This is a genomic window from Sodalis sp. (in: enterobacteria) (genome assembly GCF_047607725.1).
Classification (GTDB): Bacteria; Pseudomonadota; Gammaproteobacteria; order Enterobacterales; family Enterobacteriaceae; genus JBLKSS01.
The window spans coordinates 1-14,902 of sequence record NZ_JBLKSS010000034.1; the positions used below are offsets into that span (position 1 = coordinate 1).

Annotated in this window: 9 protein-coding genes and 9 pseudogenes; 10 read left to right on the forward strand and 8 right to left on the reverse strand. The window is 58.1% G+C overall.

Annotation, left to right across the window (positions count from 1 at the left end; translation table 11 throughout):
* Positions 1 to 142: 142 nt before the first annotated feature.
* The 4 genes and pseudogenes from ACMX3H_RS04085 to ACMX3H_RS04100 all read right to left on the reverse strand — a co-directional run.
* A pseudogene (locus tag ACMX3H_RS04085) lies at positions 143 to 427 on the reverse strand (2-dehydropantoate 2-reductase N-terminal domain-containing protein); the annotation flags it as partial.
* Between the two features lie 2 nt (positions 428 to 429).
* The gene (gene secB / locus ACMX3H_RS04090; RefSeq protein WP_415209913.1) at positions 430 to 900 is read right to left on the reverse strand and encodes a protein-export chaperone SecB; all 471 of its coding nucleotides are present in this window, start codon (positions 898 to 900) and stop codon (positions 430 to 432) included.
* A 63-nt stretch (positions 901 to 963) separates the two neighbouring features.
* The gene (gene grxC, locus ACMX3H_RS04095; RefSeq protein ID WP_415209914.1) at positions 964 to 1,215 is read right to left on the reverse strand and encodes a glutaredoxin 3; all 252 of its coding nucleotides are present in this window, start codon (positions 1,213 to 1,215) and stop codon (positions 964 to 966) included.
* A gap of 27 nt (positions 1,216 to 1,242) precedes the next feature.
* Positions 1,243 to 1,674, reverse strand: a complete 432-nt coding sequence (locus ACMX3H_RS04100) for a rhodanese-like domain-containing protein (RefSeq protein WP_415209915.1) — start codon at positions 1,672 to 1,674, stop codon at positions 1,243 to 1,245.
* Between the two features lie 208 nt (positions 1,675 to 1,882).
* On the opposite strand from ACMX3H_RS04100, the pseudogene envC reads away from it, so the two are divergent.
* From envC to ACMX3H_RS04150, 10 genes and pseudogenes are all read left to right on the forward strand, one after another.
* Positions 1,883 to 3,096, forward strand: a pseudogene (gene envC, locus ACMX3H_RS04105) (murein hydrolase activator EnvC).
* Between the two features lies 1 nt (position 3,097).
* On the forward strand, positions 3,098 to 4,099 hold the full coding sequence (locus tag ACMX3H_RS04110) for a divergent polysaccharide deacetylase family protein (protein ID WP_415209916.1): 1,002 nt from the start codon (positions 3,098 to 3,100) through the stop codon (positions 4,097 to 4,099).
* 286 nt (positions 4,100 to 4,385) lie between these two features.
* Positions 4,386 to 4,778 (forward strand): hypothetical protein, encoded by a 393-nt coding sequence (locus ACMX3H_RS04115; RefSeq protein ID WP_415209917.1) that lies wholly within the window; start codon positions 4,386 to 4,388, stop codon positions 4,776 to 4,778.
* Positions 4,726 to 5,223, forward strand: a pseudogene (locus ACMX3H_RS04120) (glycosyltransferase); the annotation flags it as partial. The gene ACMX3H_RS04115 and the pseudogene ACMX3H_RS04120, both read left to right, overlap by 53 nt.
* A 177-nt stretch (positions 5,224 to 5,400) precedes the next feature.
* Positions 5,401 to 5,553, forward strand: coding sequence for a transposase (locus ACMX3H_RS04125; protein WP_415209918.1), 153 nt, complete (start codon positions 5,401 to 5,403; stop codon positions 5,551 to 5,553).
* A 240-nt stretch (positions 5,554 to 5,793) separates the two neighbouring features.
* Positions 5,794 to 6,063: pseudogene (gene tnpB, locus ACMX3H_RS04130) on the forward strand (IS66 family insertion sequence element accessory protein TnpB); the annotation flags it as partial.
* Positions 6,064 to 6,084: 21 nt separating this feature from the next.
* A pseudogene (locus ACMX3H_RS04135) lies at positions 6,085 to 6,591 on the forward strand (SDR family oxidoreductase); the annotation flags it as partial.
* Positions 6,592 to 6,684: 93 nt separating this feature from the next.
* A pseudogene (locus tag ACMX3H_RS04140) lies at positions 6,685 to 7,265 on the forward strand (metal-dependent hydrolase).
* Between the two features lie 346 nt (positions 7,266 to 7,611).
* Positions 7,612 to 9,804: pseudogene (locus ACMX3H_RS04145) on the forward strand (catalase).
* Positions 9,805 to 10,012: 208 nt separating this feature from the next.
* Positions 10,013 to 10,396, forward strand: coding sequence for a TetR/AcrR family transcriptional regulator (locus tag ACMX3H_RS04150; protein ID WP_415209921.1), 384 nt, complete (start codon positions 10,013 to 10,015; stop codon positions 10,394 to 10,396).
* 294 nt (positions 10,397 to 10,690) lie between these two features.
* Here the strand turns inward: ACMX3H_RS04150 and ACMX3H_RS04155 are convergent, their stop codons facing one another.
* The 4 genes and pseudogenes from ACMX3H_RS04155 to ACMX3H_RS04170 all read right to left on the reverse strand — a co-directional run.
* Entirely contained in the window at positions 10,691 to 11,029 is a 339-nt protein-coding gene (locus ACMX3H_RS04155; RefSeq protein WP_415209919.1) for a hypothetical protein, read from the reverse strand.
* The gene (locus ACMX3H_RS04160; protein WP_415209920.1) at positions 11,026 to 11,274 is read right to left on the reverse strand and encodes a TetR/AcrR family transcriptional regulator; all 249 of its coding nucleotides are present in this window, start codon (positions 11,272 to 11,274) and stop codon (positions 11,026 to 11,028) included. The genes ACMX3H_RS04155 and ACMX3H_RS04160 overlap by 4 nt, the downstream gene beginning before the upstream one ends.
* A 322-nt stretch (positions 11,275 to 11,596) precedes the next feature.
* Positions 11,597 to 13,015: pseudogene (locus ACMX3H_RS04165) on the reverse strand (efflux transporter outer membrane subunit).
* A gap of 2 nt (positions 13,016 to 13,017) precedes the next feature.
* Positions 13,018 to 14,796 (reverse strand): annotated as a pseudogene (locus ACMX3H_RS04170) (efflux RND transporter permease subunit); the annotation flags it as partial.
* Between the last annotated feature and the right edge of the window lie 106 nt (positions 14,797 to 14,902).

A 14,902-nucleotide genomic window follows, 5' to 3' on the forward strand; every position in this document is an offset into this window, starting at 1 on the left:
CTATCATCGCCGGATTATCCATGATCTGACAGCCGTCCTTTATAGGATGCGGGTTCACTAGGCATCGTAGTGGAACATATTCTTACCGGGCCATACAACAAACCCACCAATAATTCAAGACGTCCTCCACGGGGCGCTTACGTTTGAGTTGCGTAAGCACGCTGCCAAATACGTGGCTCGGGACAACAATCAGCACATCGCGGCTGGCGACCAGCGCCGTCGGCAGCGATGCTTCCAGGCGCCGCGTCGGCGGAAAGGGCACGTCGGGCAAAAAAGCTTGATTGCAGCGCGCCGCCTCCAGCGCCTGGATATGGGCCGGATCGTGTCCCCACAGCAACACCTCATGACCGTTACGCGCCAGGGTGATAGCCAGGGCCGTACCGTAAGAGCCGGCACCGATAACAATCATTGAAGCATCGCCAGGCATAATTAGGCGTCCTGAACCGGCTGGCTGCCTTCACCGTCGGCCTGCTGCTGCAGGTAATTCATGAACAGCGCGTCAAAGTTGACCGGCGCCAGGTTCAGCTGCGGGAAGGTGCCGCGGGACACCTGGCTGGTGATGCACTCGCGGGCGTAGGGGAACAAAATATTCGGGCAGTAGGCGCCGAGGCAGTGCGCCATCTGGGGGCCGTCAATGTCGGAGATGGTAAAGATGCCCGCCTGCTGGACTTCGCATAAAAACGCGGTGTCGTCCCCCAGCGTCGCCGTCACGGTGACCCGCAGCACGACTTCATAAATCTCTTCCGCCAGCTGGCTGGACGCGGTATCAAGATCCAGTTTGATTTCAGGCTGCCATTCCTGCTGGAACACCTTGGGCGCGTTCGGCGCTTCAAACGAAACATCCTTGGTGTAAATGCGCTGAATTTGGAACGCCATCTCGGTATTATTTTGTTCTGACATTGAAAAACCCTTTAGTTAAAGTGCCGGGTACGGGCGCCAAGGCGCACGCCCCGTCGGTTCTGTTTATTTAAGCAGGGGGTCCAGGCCGCCGCGCGCATCAAGCGCGTGCAGATCATCGCAGCCGCCCGCATGTTTGCCATCGATAAAAATTTGCGGCACCGTGGTGCGGCCGCTGCGCTTAATCATCTCTTCTCGCAGATCCACGTCACCGTCGATGGGGATTTCCTGAAACGGCACCTGTTTGCGGGTGAATAACGCTTTAGCTCGATAGCAATAGGGGCAGGTTGCTTTGGTATAGATTTCGATATTGGCCATGGTCTTCCCTTCTTGATGGAAAAAGAGTTATTTACCCCGGACCAGCGGTAAATTTTCCCCGCTCCAGCCGGATATACCTTCTTTAAGCACATAAACCCGTTCAAAGCCGGCTTTGATCAGGTTTTGCGCCGGATCGCGCGAGGTGGTGCCGCTGGCGCAAACGACAATGACCGGTTTACCCTTCGCTTTCTCCAGCTCGCCCAGATTGCGGGATTTGATGTCCGACGCCGCCAGATTCAGGCTATTGGCAATATGCCCTTTACGGTAATCATCCCGGTTGCGCAGATCAACAATCACCGCGTCTTCCTTGTTGATCAGGCGGATAGCTTCACCGCGGGCGATGTCGCCCACCTTGGAGAACCGGCTTTGAAAAGTGGTAAAAATTACGGCGCCCAAAAGGACCACCCACGCTAAACTAAGCATGGGATGATTGCCGACAAATTGCATAATTTCTTGCATGGGGTGAAAAGACTCCCGTTAGTAAATGTCCACCAGTTAAAGCATTCGAGTATACCCTCGCCGCCGGGCAAATTCAGCCAATATACCGATACATCGCCAAGAAACTGACGGCAATGCGCGTCTCGACGCAAAAATCTCGGATGAAACCGATGCCAAAGCGCTAATAGATGACTGGTAAGCAGCTGTTCAACGTGAAATAATCGCCGCCATGAGGGAAAAAGCACCGTTGAAAAATTCATATCCCACGCGCGCCGACGATCGGCAGCGAGCCACCGGATTCAGGTATCGCCTTTGCGCCGGCGCGCTGCTGTTGCCTGTCGCCGGTCACGCCGCGGATAACAAGCAGCAGCTTGAAACGGTGCAACAATCTATCCTCGCCAAAGAAAAAAGCGTTCAGCAACAGCAAAAACAGCGCACCGCTTTGCTCGGCCAACTAAAGCAGTAAGAGCAGTCCATCGCCCGCTCGTCCCGCACCCTGCGGGATATGCAGCGCGCGCTGGAGACGCTAACCGCGATATCGATCGGCTGACGCGCTCCATTCGCCAGTTGCAGGACCGTCAGGCCGCGCAGCAGAAATTGCTGGCGCAGCAGTTGGACGCCGCTTTTCGCCAGGGGCAGCACTCCGGGCTGCAGTTGATCCTTAGCAACGAGGAAAGCATGCGCAGTGAACACATTCTGGCCTATTTCAGCTACCTTAACGAAGCGCGCGCGAAAACCATTAATGATCTGCACCAGACCCGTACCGACCTCGTGGCGCAAAAGCGTGAGCAGCAGCAGAAACAACAGCAGCAACAGCAGGTGTTGCAGCAGCAGCAAACGTTGCAAAGCGCCCGAGCCGCGCGTCAGAAAACTCTGAGCGGCCTGAATTCGTCTATCGCGGAAGATAAGCAGCGCCTGACGGAGCTGCACCAAAACGAGGCGCGGCTGCGTGATACCATCGCCCGCGCGGAGCGGGAAGCGCAGGCGAAAAGCCGCGGCAGCACCTATAAACCCAGCGAAAGCGAGCGTGCGCTGGTCGCCCATACCGGCGGCCTCGGCCGTCCGGCGGGACAAGATCTGTGGCCGGTGCGGGGCCGCATGCTGCACAGCTTCGGCGAGCCTCAGCAGGGAGAAATGCGCTATAAAGGGCTGGTGATTGCGGCGCCGGAAGGCAGTGAGGTGAAAGCGATTGCCGCCGGCCGGGTACTGATGGCCGACTGGTTGCAGGGTTATGGGCTGATGGTCGTGATTGAACACGGTAAGGGCGATATGAGCCTGTATGGTTATAACCAGAGCGCGCTGGTCAACGTCGGCGACCAGGTCAAGGCCGGGCAACCTATCGCCCTTGTCGGCGCCAGCGGCGGCCAGTGCCCGCCGTCGCTTTATTTTGAAATTCGCCGCCAGGGCCAGGCGGTCAATCCCATACCCTGGTTAGGAAGGTAGTTTGCCGATTAAAACTTTCTGCACCACGATTGTAATACTCCTGCTGCTGGCAAGCGCTGCGGCACAGGCCGGGAAATTGGCCATCGTCATTGATGATTTCGGCTATCGGCCCGCGATCGAAAATCAGGTATTGGCCATGCCGGTCAATATTTCCATCGCGGTGCTGCCCGATGCGCCCTATGCCCATGCGATGGCGGTGAAAGCCCACCAGCAGGGGCGCGAAATCCTGATACATTTGCCGATGGCGCCGTTAAGCAAACAGCCTCTGGAGCGCAATACGCTTACGCCGGCGATGAGCCGCGAACAGGTGGCGGACATCATTCACCAGGCGAGCCAGAAAGTGCCTTACGCCGTGGGGCTGAATAACCATATGGGCAGCGCCATGACCTCCAGTCTCAGCGGCATGCAAAACGTCATGCAGGCATTGAGTCGCTATTCCTATTATTTCCTCGATAGCATGACCATCGGCAACAGCCAGTCGGTACCCGCCGCCGCCGGCACCGGCGTTCGGGTTCTCAAACGGAGGGTATTCCTGGACGACACCGCCAACGAGGCCGACATCCGCGCGCAGTTCAACCGTGCGGTGGCGTTGGCCTACCGCAACGGGTCCGCTATCGCTATCGGTCATCCCCATCCCGCCACCGTGCACGTGCTGCACCAGATGCTGCCGTCCCTGCCCGGCGATATTGTGTTGGTACGTCCGAGTATGCTGCTCAACGAACGGTCCGAGCCGGTTACCGCGGCGGCGCCGGTGGGCAAACCGGCGTCGACGCGCCGGCATCCTTTCCGCGGCGTACCCTACTGTCCGAGCCGCCAAGCGCCGCCGCCGGTCTATGCCGACGCCATGTTAAGCGCCATCGCATCAAGCGTCGCCGAGACCTGGCGGGGGATTTTGCGCGGCGAGACGACGCCTGATGCCGGTAAGCTTGATCTCGGTAAACCTGACGACAGCAAGCCTGCCGTCGGTAAGCCCGACGCAAGCAAAACTGACGTCGGTAAATAGGCTGCCGACGACACGCGCGACCTGCCCCAGCCTCTCAGGCGAAGGGGGGGCCCCGGCGGCGGTCTTGCCAGCGCTAGGCCGTCAGGGGAAAAAGGATAGCCCGCTTGCCTTCCCGCCCCCTGGAACCGCGGCCGCAACGCCGCACGTTTTAGCCCGCGCGACCCGTCTTTTTCCCGCCCGGCGTCAACAACCGGCGCTCGCCGCCTTACCGCGGTGAAATAGTGTGTGATAGCGCATCTATGTTACTATGCGCTAAAATTATGGATGGTCTGTCCGGTGGAAAAGCATGACGATGCCACAAGGTCGGTTGAAAATTCTGCTGTTGGATAACGGCAAAGAATGGGGCGGCGGCACCAACAGCCTGTTGGAGCTTCTCAAACGTATCGACCGCGACCGCTTTGAGATTACGTACTGTTTTTACCATAATTATCGGCGCGACAATGAAGAAACCATCGGCGACGTCCTGAACGCCATCGGTATTCCGACCCGATTCATCGTGCAGCGCCGGCAGCCGTTGTGGGCCAAATTGAGCAAGGAGATCTTGCGCGGCCTATTGCTGTTCAACGCCGCCTGGCGCAAACGCGCCGTGCAAGCCATCGACCAGCGCTGTCGCGCCGAACGCCCGCCATATTGCCGACCTGTTGCGCGCAGGAAAATATCACCTGCTGTATATGAATAACCAGCCCAGCTCCAATATAGAAGGGTATTTAGCGGCCGAGAGCCTACCGGTAGCGGTGGTGCAACATTGCTGCATCGAGCCGCTGCTCGACCCGCATATCGTCGCGCGCGTCAACCGGGGGGCGCGCTGTGTCATTGCCGTATCCAACGGCGTGCGGCAAACCCTGGTCCAGGATGGCGTCCGTCCGGCGTTGTGCCAAACGGTGTTTAACGGCATCGATATTCAGCAGCCGCTGCCGGATGGCGCGAGACTGCGCGAGTCCCTTGGCGCCGACGCGCGCACTTTCCTGTTCGGCAGTATCGGTTCGCTCATCGCCCGCAAGGTGCATGATCATACGCTACAGGCGCTACGGGCGTTCCAGCAGGCCTACCCCGACGCACGCTGGAAAATGGTACTGGTGGGATCGGGTAGCGAGCAGGCCAATCTGGCGCGCCAAGCGGCGTAATTGGGTCTCGGCGATCGCGTGATCTTCACCGGATTTCAGCGCAATGTCATGGAATACCTGGCCGCCTTCGACACGCTGATACTTGCCTCGCGCGTAAGCGTACGCCCAGCGCCGTCTGTTAATTCCCCATCAAGTTATTGAAGATGATGTCCATTATTTTTTTAATGGGCACAATTCATGAAACAAACCCCACCAAAACCCTCAAGACGTCGTCCCAATTTCCCGCTGGACTTTAACATTAAGCTGGTTGAGCAGGCGCTCCAGCCCGGCGTATCCATTGCCAAGCTGGCACGAGATAACGGTATCAATGACAATTTGCTGTTCAACTGACGCCAGCTCTACCGTCAGGGCAAGTTCGGTGTCCAACCTAAAATCCCCACTACACAGCAGGCTGAGCTACTGGCGGTTACACTCACCGCCGAACTATCACCCTTACGTTCTCCTTTTACCCTCTGCCGAACCCGTTACTTGCGACATTGAGTTCACCGGTGCCCGGTTACGGCTGGCCGGCAATCTGACACCGGCGCTGTTATGCGTACTTATCCATGAACTCAAAGGCCCGCAATCATGATGGGCTTACCGGCGGGCACCCGTATCTGGCTCGGCGCCGGCCACACCGATATGCGAAACGGCTTCCAGGGCCTCGCCGCCAAAGTCGTGTCCGCCCTCCAGGAAAATCCGTTATCCGGCCATGTCTTCGTCTTCCGGGGAAAACGCGGCAACCTGATAAAGGTCCTGTGGTCAACCGATGACGACCTGTGCCTGTTGGCAAAACGCCTTGAGCGCGGCCGTTTTGTCTGGCCGCTGGCCCAGGACGGCAAGGTGTTCCTGACACAAGCCCAGTTGTCGCTGGGCGTACGCTTACATATTTTGGTCAACAATGCCGGCATTATTCGCCACCAGGATGCCATCGAATTCAGCGAAAAAAATTGGGATGATGTGATGAATCTTAATATCAAGTGGCTGTTTTTCATTGCCCAGGCGGCGGCCCGGCAATTTATTCAGCAGGGCCGCGGTGGGAAAATCATTAATATCGCCTCGATGCTCTCCTATCAAGGCGGCATACGCGTTCCCTCCTATACGGCCTCAAAAAGCGCCGTGATGGGCGTCACACGTCTTCTAGCCAATGAATGGGCGCAACACAGCATTAATGTCAACGCCCTGGCGCCCGGGTATATGGCCACCAATAATACCCAGCAACTGCGTGAGGATGAGGCCAGAAGCCAGGCGATCCTGGAGCGCATCCCCACAGGTCGTTGGGGATTGCCCGACGATTTGATGGGGCCGGCGGTATTCCTGGCGTCGGCGGCGTCGGATTATGTTAACGGCTACACCCTGGCGGTCGACGGCGGCTGTCTTGCACGCTAACCGGCAAGGAAAAGTTACAAGGTAACCTATTCCCGGCGGCACGGGATTGCTCTATACTGGACAAATGACCAGCCATTTCGCGCCGTGCCGCCTATGACCGCCGAAGGACATTTTATTTTTGCCTTGGCCAGCACCATTTTAGCCCAAAAAATGGCGCTCACGCCTGCACTGGCCCACGGTGATTGGTGGCACATATCGCCGGCGGATTACTTACCTGCCTACTGCCGGATATCGACCACCCCAAATCGATGCTGGGGCAGCGATTGACCTGGCTGTCCGCGCCTATCGCCTGACTATGTGGGTATCGCGGCTTCACCCATAGCCTGCTGGCGATCATCGCCGGCATTCTCTTATTTACCCTGCGCCTGCCGCCGCAAAGCGTCATTCCCCCGGATGCGTTTCATGCCATGATTATCGGCTATTTAAGCCATATCGCGGCGGATATGCTGACCCCGGCCGGCGTGCCGCTGCTGTGGCCCTGCCGCTGGCGGTTTCGCGTGCCGATCTTGAGCCCCGCCAAAGGCAACCAGCTCGAGCGATTGGTCTGTATCGCGGCGCTGATTTTCGCCCTGCAGCACCCGGAGGGCGCGCCGCTGGTACGGCATCCGGCGGTTTCCGAGTCCGTGCAGGCGCTCTGGCAGCGGGTGCGCGCCAGCCTATTGCCAGCCCCCTAAGAAGATCTGGCCGAGAGCACCGCCGACGGCGCAGGCTATCGTAACGATAGAGAAAGATTTGCCTGACGTTGCGGCCCAGGCGGCGCGCGGGTTGGCGCAGTCATTCCCTATTATTCACACTGTTATTTGCTTCCTAACCGCGGTTATTTTACGCCCGGCGCGACGATCGATATTCCTCTAACAGACTGTTTTACAGCGTGAATACGGCACGGCGTCAACAAAAACGCGGGCTATTGCCCTGAAAACGGTAAGGGAAATCTGTTCTATAGTTGATCCAGCCGATCCCAAAAGGCGGTGGTAAATCGCTACTTAACCGGTTGTAAACAGTGAGAGGAGCAACGTAGCCATGTCGACACCCAAGGATCCTTCTGAGGCCCAGCAACGCCTGTCCCATCCTGCCCCAGCACCGGATGGCCGATCATCTTCCCTCGGCCTCGGCAGTCTAGCCCCCGATGACGGCAGCCACATGCCGCCGCCTGGCCCTTCCGAGCCGGGGAAACAGCCCACAGCCTCCGGTTCGGCCAAGTTCCCCAAGACAACCAACGCTAAACTCGACGCGCTGGGGCCTCACCGCAAAAACGGTGAAAATCAGCCCCTGACTACCGATCAGGGAACCAAAATTTCCGATGATCAGAATTCGCTGCGCGCCGGCAAGCGTGGACCCACGCTGCTGGAAGATTTCATCATGCGTGAGAAGATCACCCATTTTGATCATGAACGCATACCGGAACGTATCGTGCATGCTCGCGGATCCGCCGCGCACGGCGTCTTTGAAGTCTATCGCCCGCTGACCGATATCACCAAAGCGGGCTTTCTGCGCGATCCGTCGGTCAAAACGCCGGTGTATGTGCGGTTTTCCACCGTACAGGGGTCGCGTGGCTCCGCCGACACGGTGCGCGATATTCGCGGTTTTGCGGTGAAATTTTATACCCAGGAAGGCAACTTCGATCTGATCGGCAACAATACGCCGGTGTTTTTTATTCAGGATGCCCATAAATTTCCCGATTTCGTCCATGCGGTGAAACCTGAACCGCACAACGAGATGCCGCAGGGCGGCCCCCCGCCCATGACAGCTTCTGGGATTATGTCTCGTTGCAGCCGGAAACGCTGCATAATGTCTTCTGGGCGATGTCGGATCGCGGGATACCGCGCAGCCTGCGCACCATGGAAGGCTTTGGCATCCATACTTTCCGTCTGGTGAACGCCGAGGGTCAAAGCACCTTTGTCCGTTTCCATTGGAAACCGGTTGCCGGAAAAGCGTCGCTGGTGTGGGATGAGGCGCAAAAAATTGCCGGTAAAGATCCGGATTTCCACCGCCGCGATTTGTGGGAAGCCATTGAAGCCGGTGACTACCCGGAATGGGAACTGGGCTTGCAGCTGATCCCCGAGGAAGATGAACATAAGTTCGACTTCGACTTGCTTGATCCGACCAAATTGATCCCCGAAGCGCTGGTGCCGGTGGAAATCGTGGGCAAGTTGACCCTTAACCGCAATCCGGATAACTTTTTTGCCGAAACGGAGCAGGTCGCGTTCCATCCCGGCCATATCGTGCCCGGCATTGATTTTAGCAACGATCCCCTGCTGCAGGGACGGTTATTTTCCTATACCGACACCAAAATCCGCCGACTCGGCGGCAAAAATTTCCATTAAACTCCCATCAACCGCCCCGTGTGTCCTTATCATAATTTCCAACGCGCCGGCGGCCGAAAACGGCGGCTTTGAGACCTACCATGAACGCATTGACGGCGAGAAAATTCGTCAGCGCAGCGACTCGTTCAACGAATACTTCGCCCATCCGTGTTTGTTCTGGCTTAGCCAAACGCCGGCCGAGCAACAGCACATTATTGACACATTCAGTTTCGAGTTAGGCAAAGTCGCCCGGCCCTATATCCGCGAACGGTGATTGATTTGCTTACCCGGGTGGATGTCGATCTGGCAAGCCAGATCGCCGCCCGCCTCGGCTATCGTCTGTCCGACGAGGCTAAAAACACCGCGCCGCCGCCCGTGGTCAACGGCATCACCCGCGATCCCACCCTCAGCCTGTACGCGACCGGCCCCGGCGCGCTCAAGGGGCGGCTGGTGGCGCTTCTGGTCAGCAACGGGGTGGACGCCACCGATGTGCTGGCCGCGATGCAGGCTCTGAAGGCAGAAGGCGTTCACGCCAAGCTGCTGGCGTCGCACATGGGCAATCTGCTGGCGAGCGACGGCTCCACCCTGCCCATAGACGGCACCATCGAGGGCAATCCGTCGATTACGGTGGATGGCGTTGTGGTGCCAAATGGCAATCTCGACACGCTGTTACTGGATGGGGCGTCGCGCCATTACATCCTGGAAGCCTATAAGCACCTGAAACCCATCGCCCTCGGCGACGACGCCCGGCGGTTTAAACAACAGTTGGGGCTGAAGGACAGCGATAAATGAAGCAGGCATCAGCGAGGGCGCGGCGATTAGCGACAAGCTGATGCAGGCGTTCCTGGCGAATCTGCGTGAGCATCGCGTCTGGTCACGGCTCGCCAAAGCGGCCGCGGTGCCCGCTTGATAGGGCGGCGCTGTCAGAGTCCTACACGGTAAGCGCCACGCGCGCTTACCGTTTTTTTGACCGCAGGCGACCATGTACGTCCCCGCCATTCCCCTGGCGACGGGCGCTGCGCCGCGAATCACTAGGTCTGCTCGCACCCTCATGTTAAGCTATTCGCACGGGCCGACATTCGGTGACAGGGGCAGGTGGAGGGCAATAAACGATGAAAATGAATCGTGCCGATCAAATACTCTCTGCCGCAGAAACGTGCGTCATGCAAAAAGGGTTTCATAACACGACAGTGCAGGAAATCGCCGTGATGGCGGGTATCAGCACCGGCCTGATTTACCGCTATTTCAAAGGGAAAAGTGACATCATTGAGGCGCTGGTGAACAACAAGGTGGTTCAGCGGCTACAGCAAAAAATGAAAGCCGACTCTCTTCTGGAGAGCGATAGCGCCCGGCTCACGCTCTTCGCCGGCGATACCGTCAACGCCGACACGCGGGACAGTATCGCGCTGATGCTGGCCATCTCGGCGGAAGCCAGCAGGAATGCCCACGTTCAGCACATCATCCACCGCGCTCATCTGACTCTACAGGAGGTATGCCTTTAGCCATTTCAGAGCGCTGAACGCGAATGCCAAAGATAGTGAAATCCGCACGCGTCTGTATATTTTTTCCTTGATTATTGATGGCGTGATCATGCGTAAAAACGTGAATATCGCCCAGCATAACACGGCCTTCTGGCCCATGGTCGACGATTTGATCCGGCAAATGAATTCAGCCGTCTAGCACAAGCCCCCGGGTCAGGCCGTTTGCGGGGGCGGTCACCCGTTGCCAGGCGATCTCTCCGGCAACGCTGCGCCACCCCGGTCAAGGCCCCGACGCCACACAGTGGCGTCAGGGCGCTAGGCGCGCACGGCTACTGACAAAAACCGCGTTACCACCGCAGTGATAGCGCTATCGATATCTTCTTCATGGAACGTCCGGCAAACCGCACTGTTGATAAGGGTTAACAGCAGTTCAATGCCCGCGCGGCGTCGGGTTTCGTCCTGTAACGACGCCGGCGGTGCGCCATGGTTGGCCAGCGCGTCGATAAGATCCTGTTCTTCCTGACGTAAAATCGACTGGAGGGTATCATTGCGCGAGGCTTCGGAGAACGTTTCAAGCAGTAAAACCCGTTCTCTCGCCGGCCAGTCAGACCAAAAAGGCGACTGGGGGAATAAAATCGCCGAGAAATCGGTCAAGGCGAGTAATTTCTCCGCGCGCAGGCGGTACCATTTTGCCCGGCGATCTGCCGCACCACCGCATCGATCAGCGCGTCCTTACTGTCAAAATAGCGATAGAGCTGCCCCGCGCTGAGGCCTGATTGTTGACTCAGCTCGGCCATCGTCGCGCCGTGGAAACCGGATTGAGCAAAGCTTTCTTTTGCGGCCTCAATGATTTGTGCACGGCGTTGCCTGTGAAAGTCCTCACCCGCTCCTTTTCTCACCGCTTTCCCCTTATGAGTAATAATACCTTGATGTGCAACGGGGCTATGTTACCTTGCTCCGCGTACAAGAAGAACCTCCCCGCGCAAGAAATGGCCTTAATACACCTGCACGCCCGCGGCCAGTGCCATCTTCGGTCGCACACGCTTTCCCAGGCGGCAAACGGGCGCGCGTTCTGGCGCGGCGGAATAAGACACGCTTCGTCCCGCATCATGGCCCAACGCCAAACTTATCCCGCAACCGCCCTCGGCCCCCCTTGAACGCAGCAACGGGGCAGCATGGCATGGCGGCATGGCAGGACTTGTCGCGCCCCGCGCGGTTGCGTTAAAGCGCTAACCTTGATTCCGCCAGTGCTGTCCCGCCTCCCATCACTTTATAAAGCGTGATCAGATTTTGATAATACGCCAACTGAGTGCTCACTAATTGGGTCCTGGCGCTGTAGAGTTCCCGCTGGGCATCGAGCGCGTTTAAATAAGTATCGACGCCGTTTTGATATCGCAGATCGGCCAGATGATAATAGCGCCCGGCCGTGGCGACATATTCCGTATGGCCCGTCAACTGCGCGTTAATCGTGCCGCGGCGCGCCAGCGCGTCAGCCACTTCCTGGAAAGCGGTCTGTACCGCTTTTTCATAGGTCGCGACGTAAAGCTCTTTTTGCGCGCGGGTGTAATTCAGCGGCGCGGTATTGTAGCCGCCGGTAAATAACGGCAGCGAGACGCTAGGTGAAAAGGACCAGATGCCCGCACCGTGTTTAAACAATGAAGACAGCTCGGCGCTGCCCACCCCGGCTGACGTCATCAGGGAAATGGACGGGAAGAAATTGGCTCGCGCCGCGCCGATGCTGGCGTTTGCCGCCTTCAGATTGTGCTCCGCTTCCAGGACATCCGGCCGGTTTAGCAACACCTGCGATGAAATTTGTCGGCGGGCATATCGCTGAGCGTGCCAGATAGTTGTTCAATGCCGTTGGGCAGGCACGCGCTGGCCCACCACCAGATCCAGCGCGTTCTTATCCTGCGCCACGCTGGTTTGATAGCTGGCGATATCGGCCATGGCGGATTGATAGGTGGTTTCAGCCGACGCCACATCGACCCCGGAGACGATGCCGTGCTGTAATTTTTTTTGCGTGACCTCAAGGAATTGGCGCGCGCTTTGCGCCGTTTGCTGCGTAATCGCCAGGTTGCTTTGATCGGCGGCGAGCGCCAGCCAGTAATACACCGTATTGTACAGCACGGTTAACCGGGTACTGCGCGCACCCGCCAGCGTGCCGAGGTAGGTTTCATACTGTTCCCGCGTCAAGCTCTGGTTTTTACCGAACAAATCCAGCTCAAAAGAACTGATGCTCCCCTCCGCCTACGGGCTTTAGCTTATCGCCGTCTGGTTGCCCTCGTCGGTCAGCGCGCGGGAACGGGTCCCCGACAGTTCCGCATCAACGGTGGGGAACAGATTCGATCGTTCTTCGCCATATTGCGCTTTGGCCGCTTTAACATCGGCCACGGCTTCGCGCAAATCGCGGCTGCTGTCCAACGCCATGGCGACGGTCTGGCGCAACCGGGCGTCCAAAATGTAGTCTCGCCAGGCGATGTCTCGGTAATTGCTGCCCGGCGCGTGGCCGAGCGAAGCATAAGCGCCGCCCGTTGGCAGACCGTCCGGCACCGGCGCCGCCGGACGCGTATAGTGGGGATCCAGCGATAAACAGCCGCTCAGCAGCAGGGGCGCCACCATGATGATTCGTCTTGCTAACATGTTCATGCCCCCGTGTCCTCGTGGGTGGATTTAACGGGGTGATCCCCCTCAGTAATGCCAGGGAATATCCGCCTGACGATGACAAAAAACAGCGGCACCAGGAATATCGCCAGCAGCGTGGCGGTAATGATGCCGCCGATGATGCCGGTACCAATCACGATACGGTTATTGGCCCCTGCCCCGTCGACATCGCCAGCGGCAATACCCCGGCGGCGAACGCCCACGACGTCATCAGAATCGGCCGCAGCCGCATGGCGGCCGCATGCACCGCCGCGGCTATCAGGGTCTGGCCCTGGCGATAGCGTTCCTCGGCGAACTCCACAATCAAGATGGCATTTTTCGACGAAAGCCCAATGATGGTTAACAATGCGACCTGGAAGTAGACATCATTTTCCAAACCGCGCAACGTGATGGTCAGCAGCGATCCCACAACGCCAAGCGGTACCACCATCATAACCGAAAAGGGTACCGACCAGCTTTCATACAGCGCCGCCAGACACAAGAACACCACCACCAGCGAAATGGCGTACAGCGACATCGCCTGATTGCCCGACAGACGTTCTTGATAGGACAACGCCGACCAGGCATGGGTACTGCCCGCGGGTAATTGCGCGGCCAGCGTCTCCATCTGGTTCATTGCGTTCCCCGAACTGCTGCCGGAAGCCGCCTCGCCCTGGATTTCGTAGGACGCCAGCCCGTTGTAGCGGGATAAGGTATCCGCACCGTAGATCCAGCGGGAGGTGGCGAAGGACGAAAACGGTACCATGGTGTCATTACCGTCGCTGTCCGTGCCTTTCACGAACCAGTGATTGATGTCCTCGGGTTTACTGCGAAAATCGGCGTCGCCTTGGATATACACTTTTTTTACCCGTCCGCGATCGGTAAAGTCGTTGACATAGGTTCCCCCCAGGGCGCTACTGAGGGTGTCGTTAATGTCGCTGACCGAGGTGCCGAGCGTCTCGGCTTTGTCATCATCGATATCGACGCAACTGCGGTAAATCCGGCAGCGTGTTGGCGCGCACGCTGGAGAGCGTGGCGTCCTTGGCCGCGTTGGCGATCAGCTGATCGCGCAGTTTCAACAGTTGGCTGCGGTCGGTACCGGCGCGGGCCTGAAGTTCAAAAGTGAACCCGTTGGATTGCCCCAGGCCGGAAATGGCGGGCGGCGTTAAGACATACACCTGCGCATCGCGCATGCCGGCAAAATGTTTCATCGCCCGCAACGCAATGGCGTCCGCCTCGTTTTCCGTGCCTTTACGATCGCTCCAGTTTTTCAGCGCGATAAACCCGACCCCGGCGTTTTGCCCGCTACCGGCGAAACTGAAACCGTTAACCAGCATGCCGACGTTGATATTGTCTTTCTCTTGGGTCAGGAAGTACTGCTGGATCTCGCTGTGCACGTTGCGGGTGCGGCTCTCCGTGGCCCCCGGCGGCAGTTGGTACTGCACCATGATATAACCTTGATCTTCCGTCGGCAGGAAGCCGGTGGGCAATCGTAAATACATCACGGCGCAGGCCAGCAGCAAAACGGCATATAACAACAAATAGCGCATGGGGCCGTGAATAACGCGGCCGACGCGATTCTCATAACGCGTTTGCAGCGCGTCATAATGACGGTTGAACCAGCCGAAAAAGCCTTTCTCGCTATGCTCATCGTCATGGGGTTTCAGAAAGCTGGCGCACAGCGCCGGCGTGAGGGCCAGCGCCACCACCACCAACAGGTGCTGGTTCCGGTCACGTCCGATCACAGATTCCGATTTCACCCGATCACTGATTCCGGTCGCCCGATCAGCGATTCCGATTCTGTCCGATCGCTCATCTTCTGTTCCGCCATACTCTGGAGACTTTTAGCTTCCTGGGGTATGGCATGGCACGTAAAAAGAAGAACGC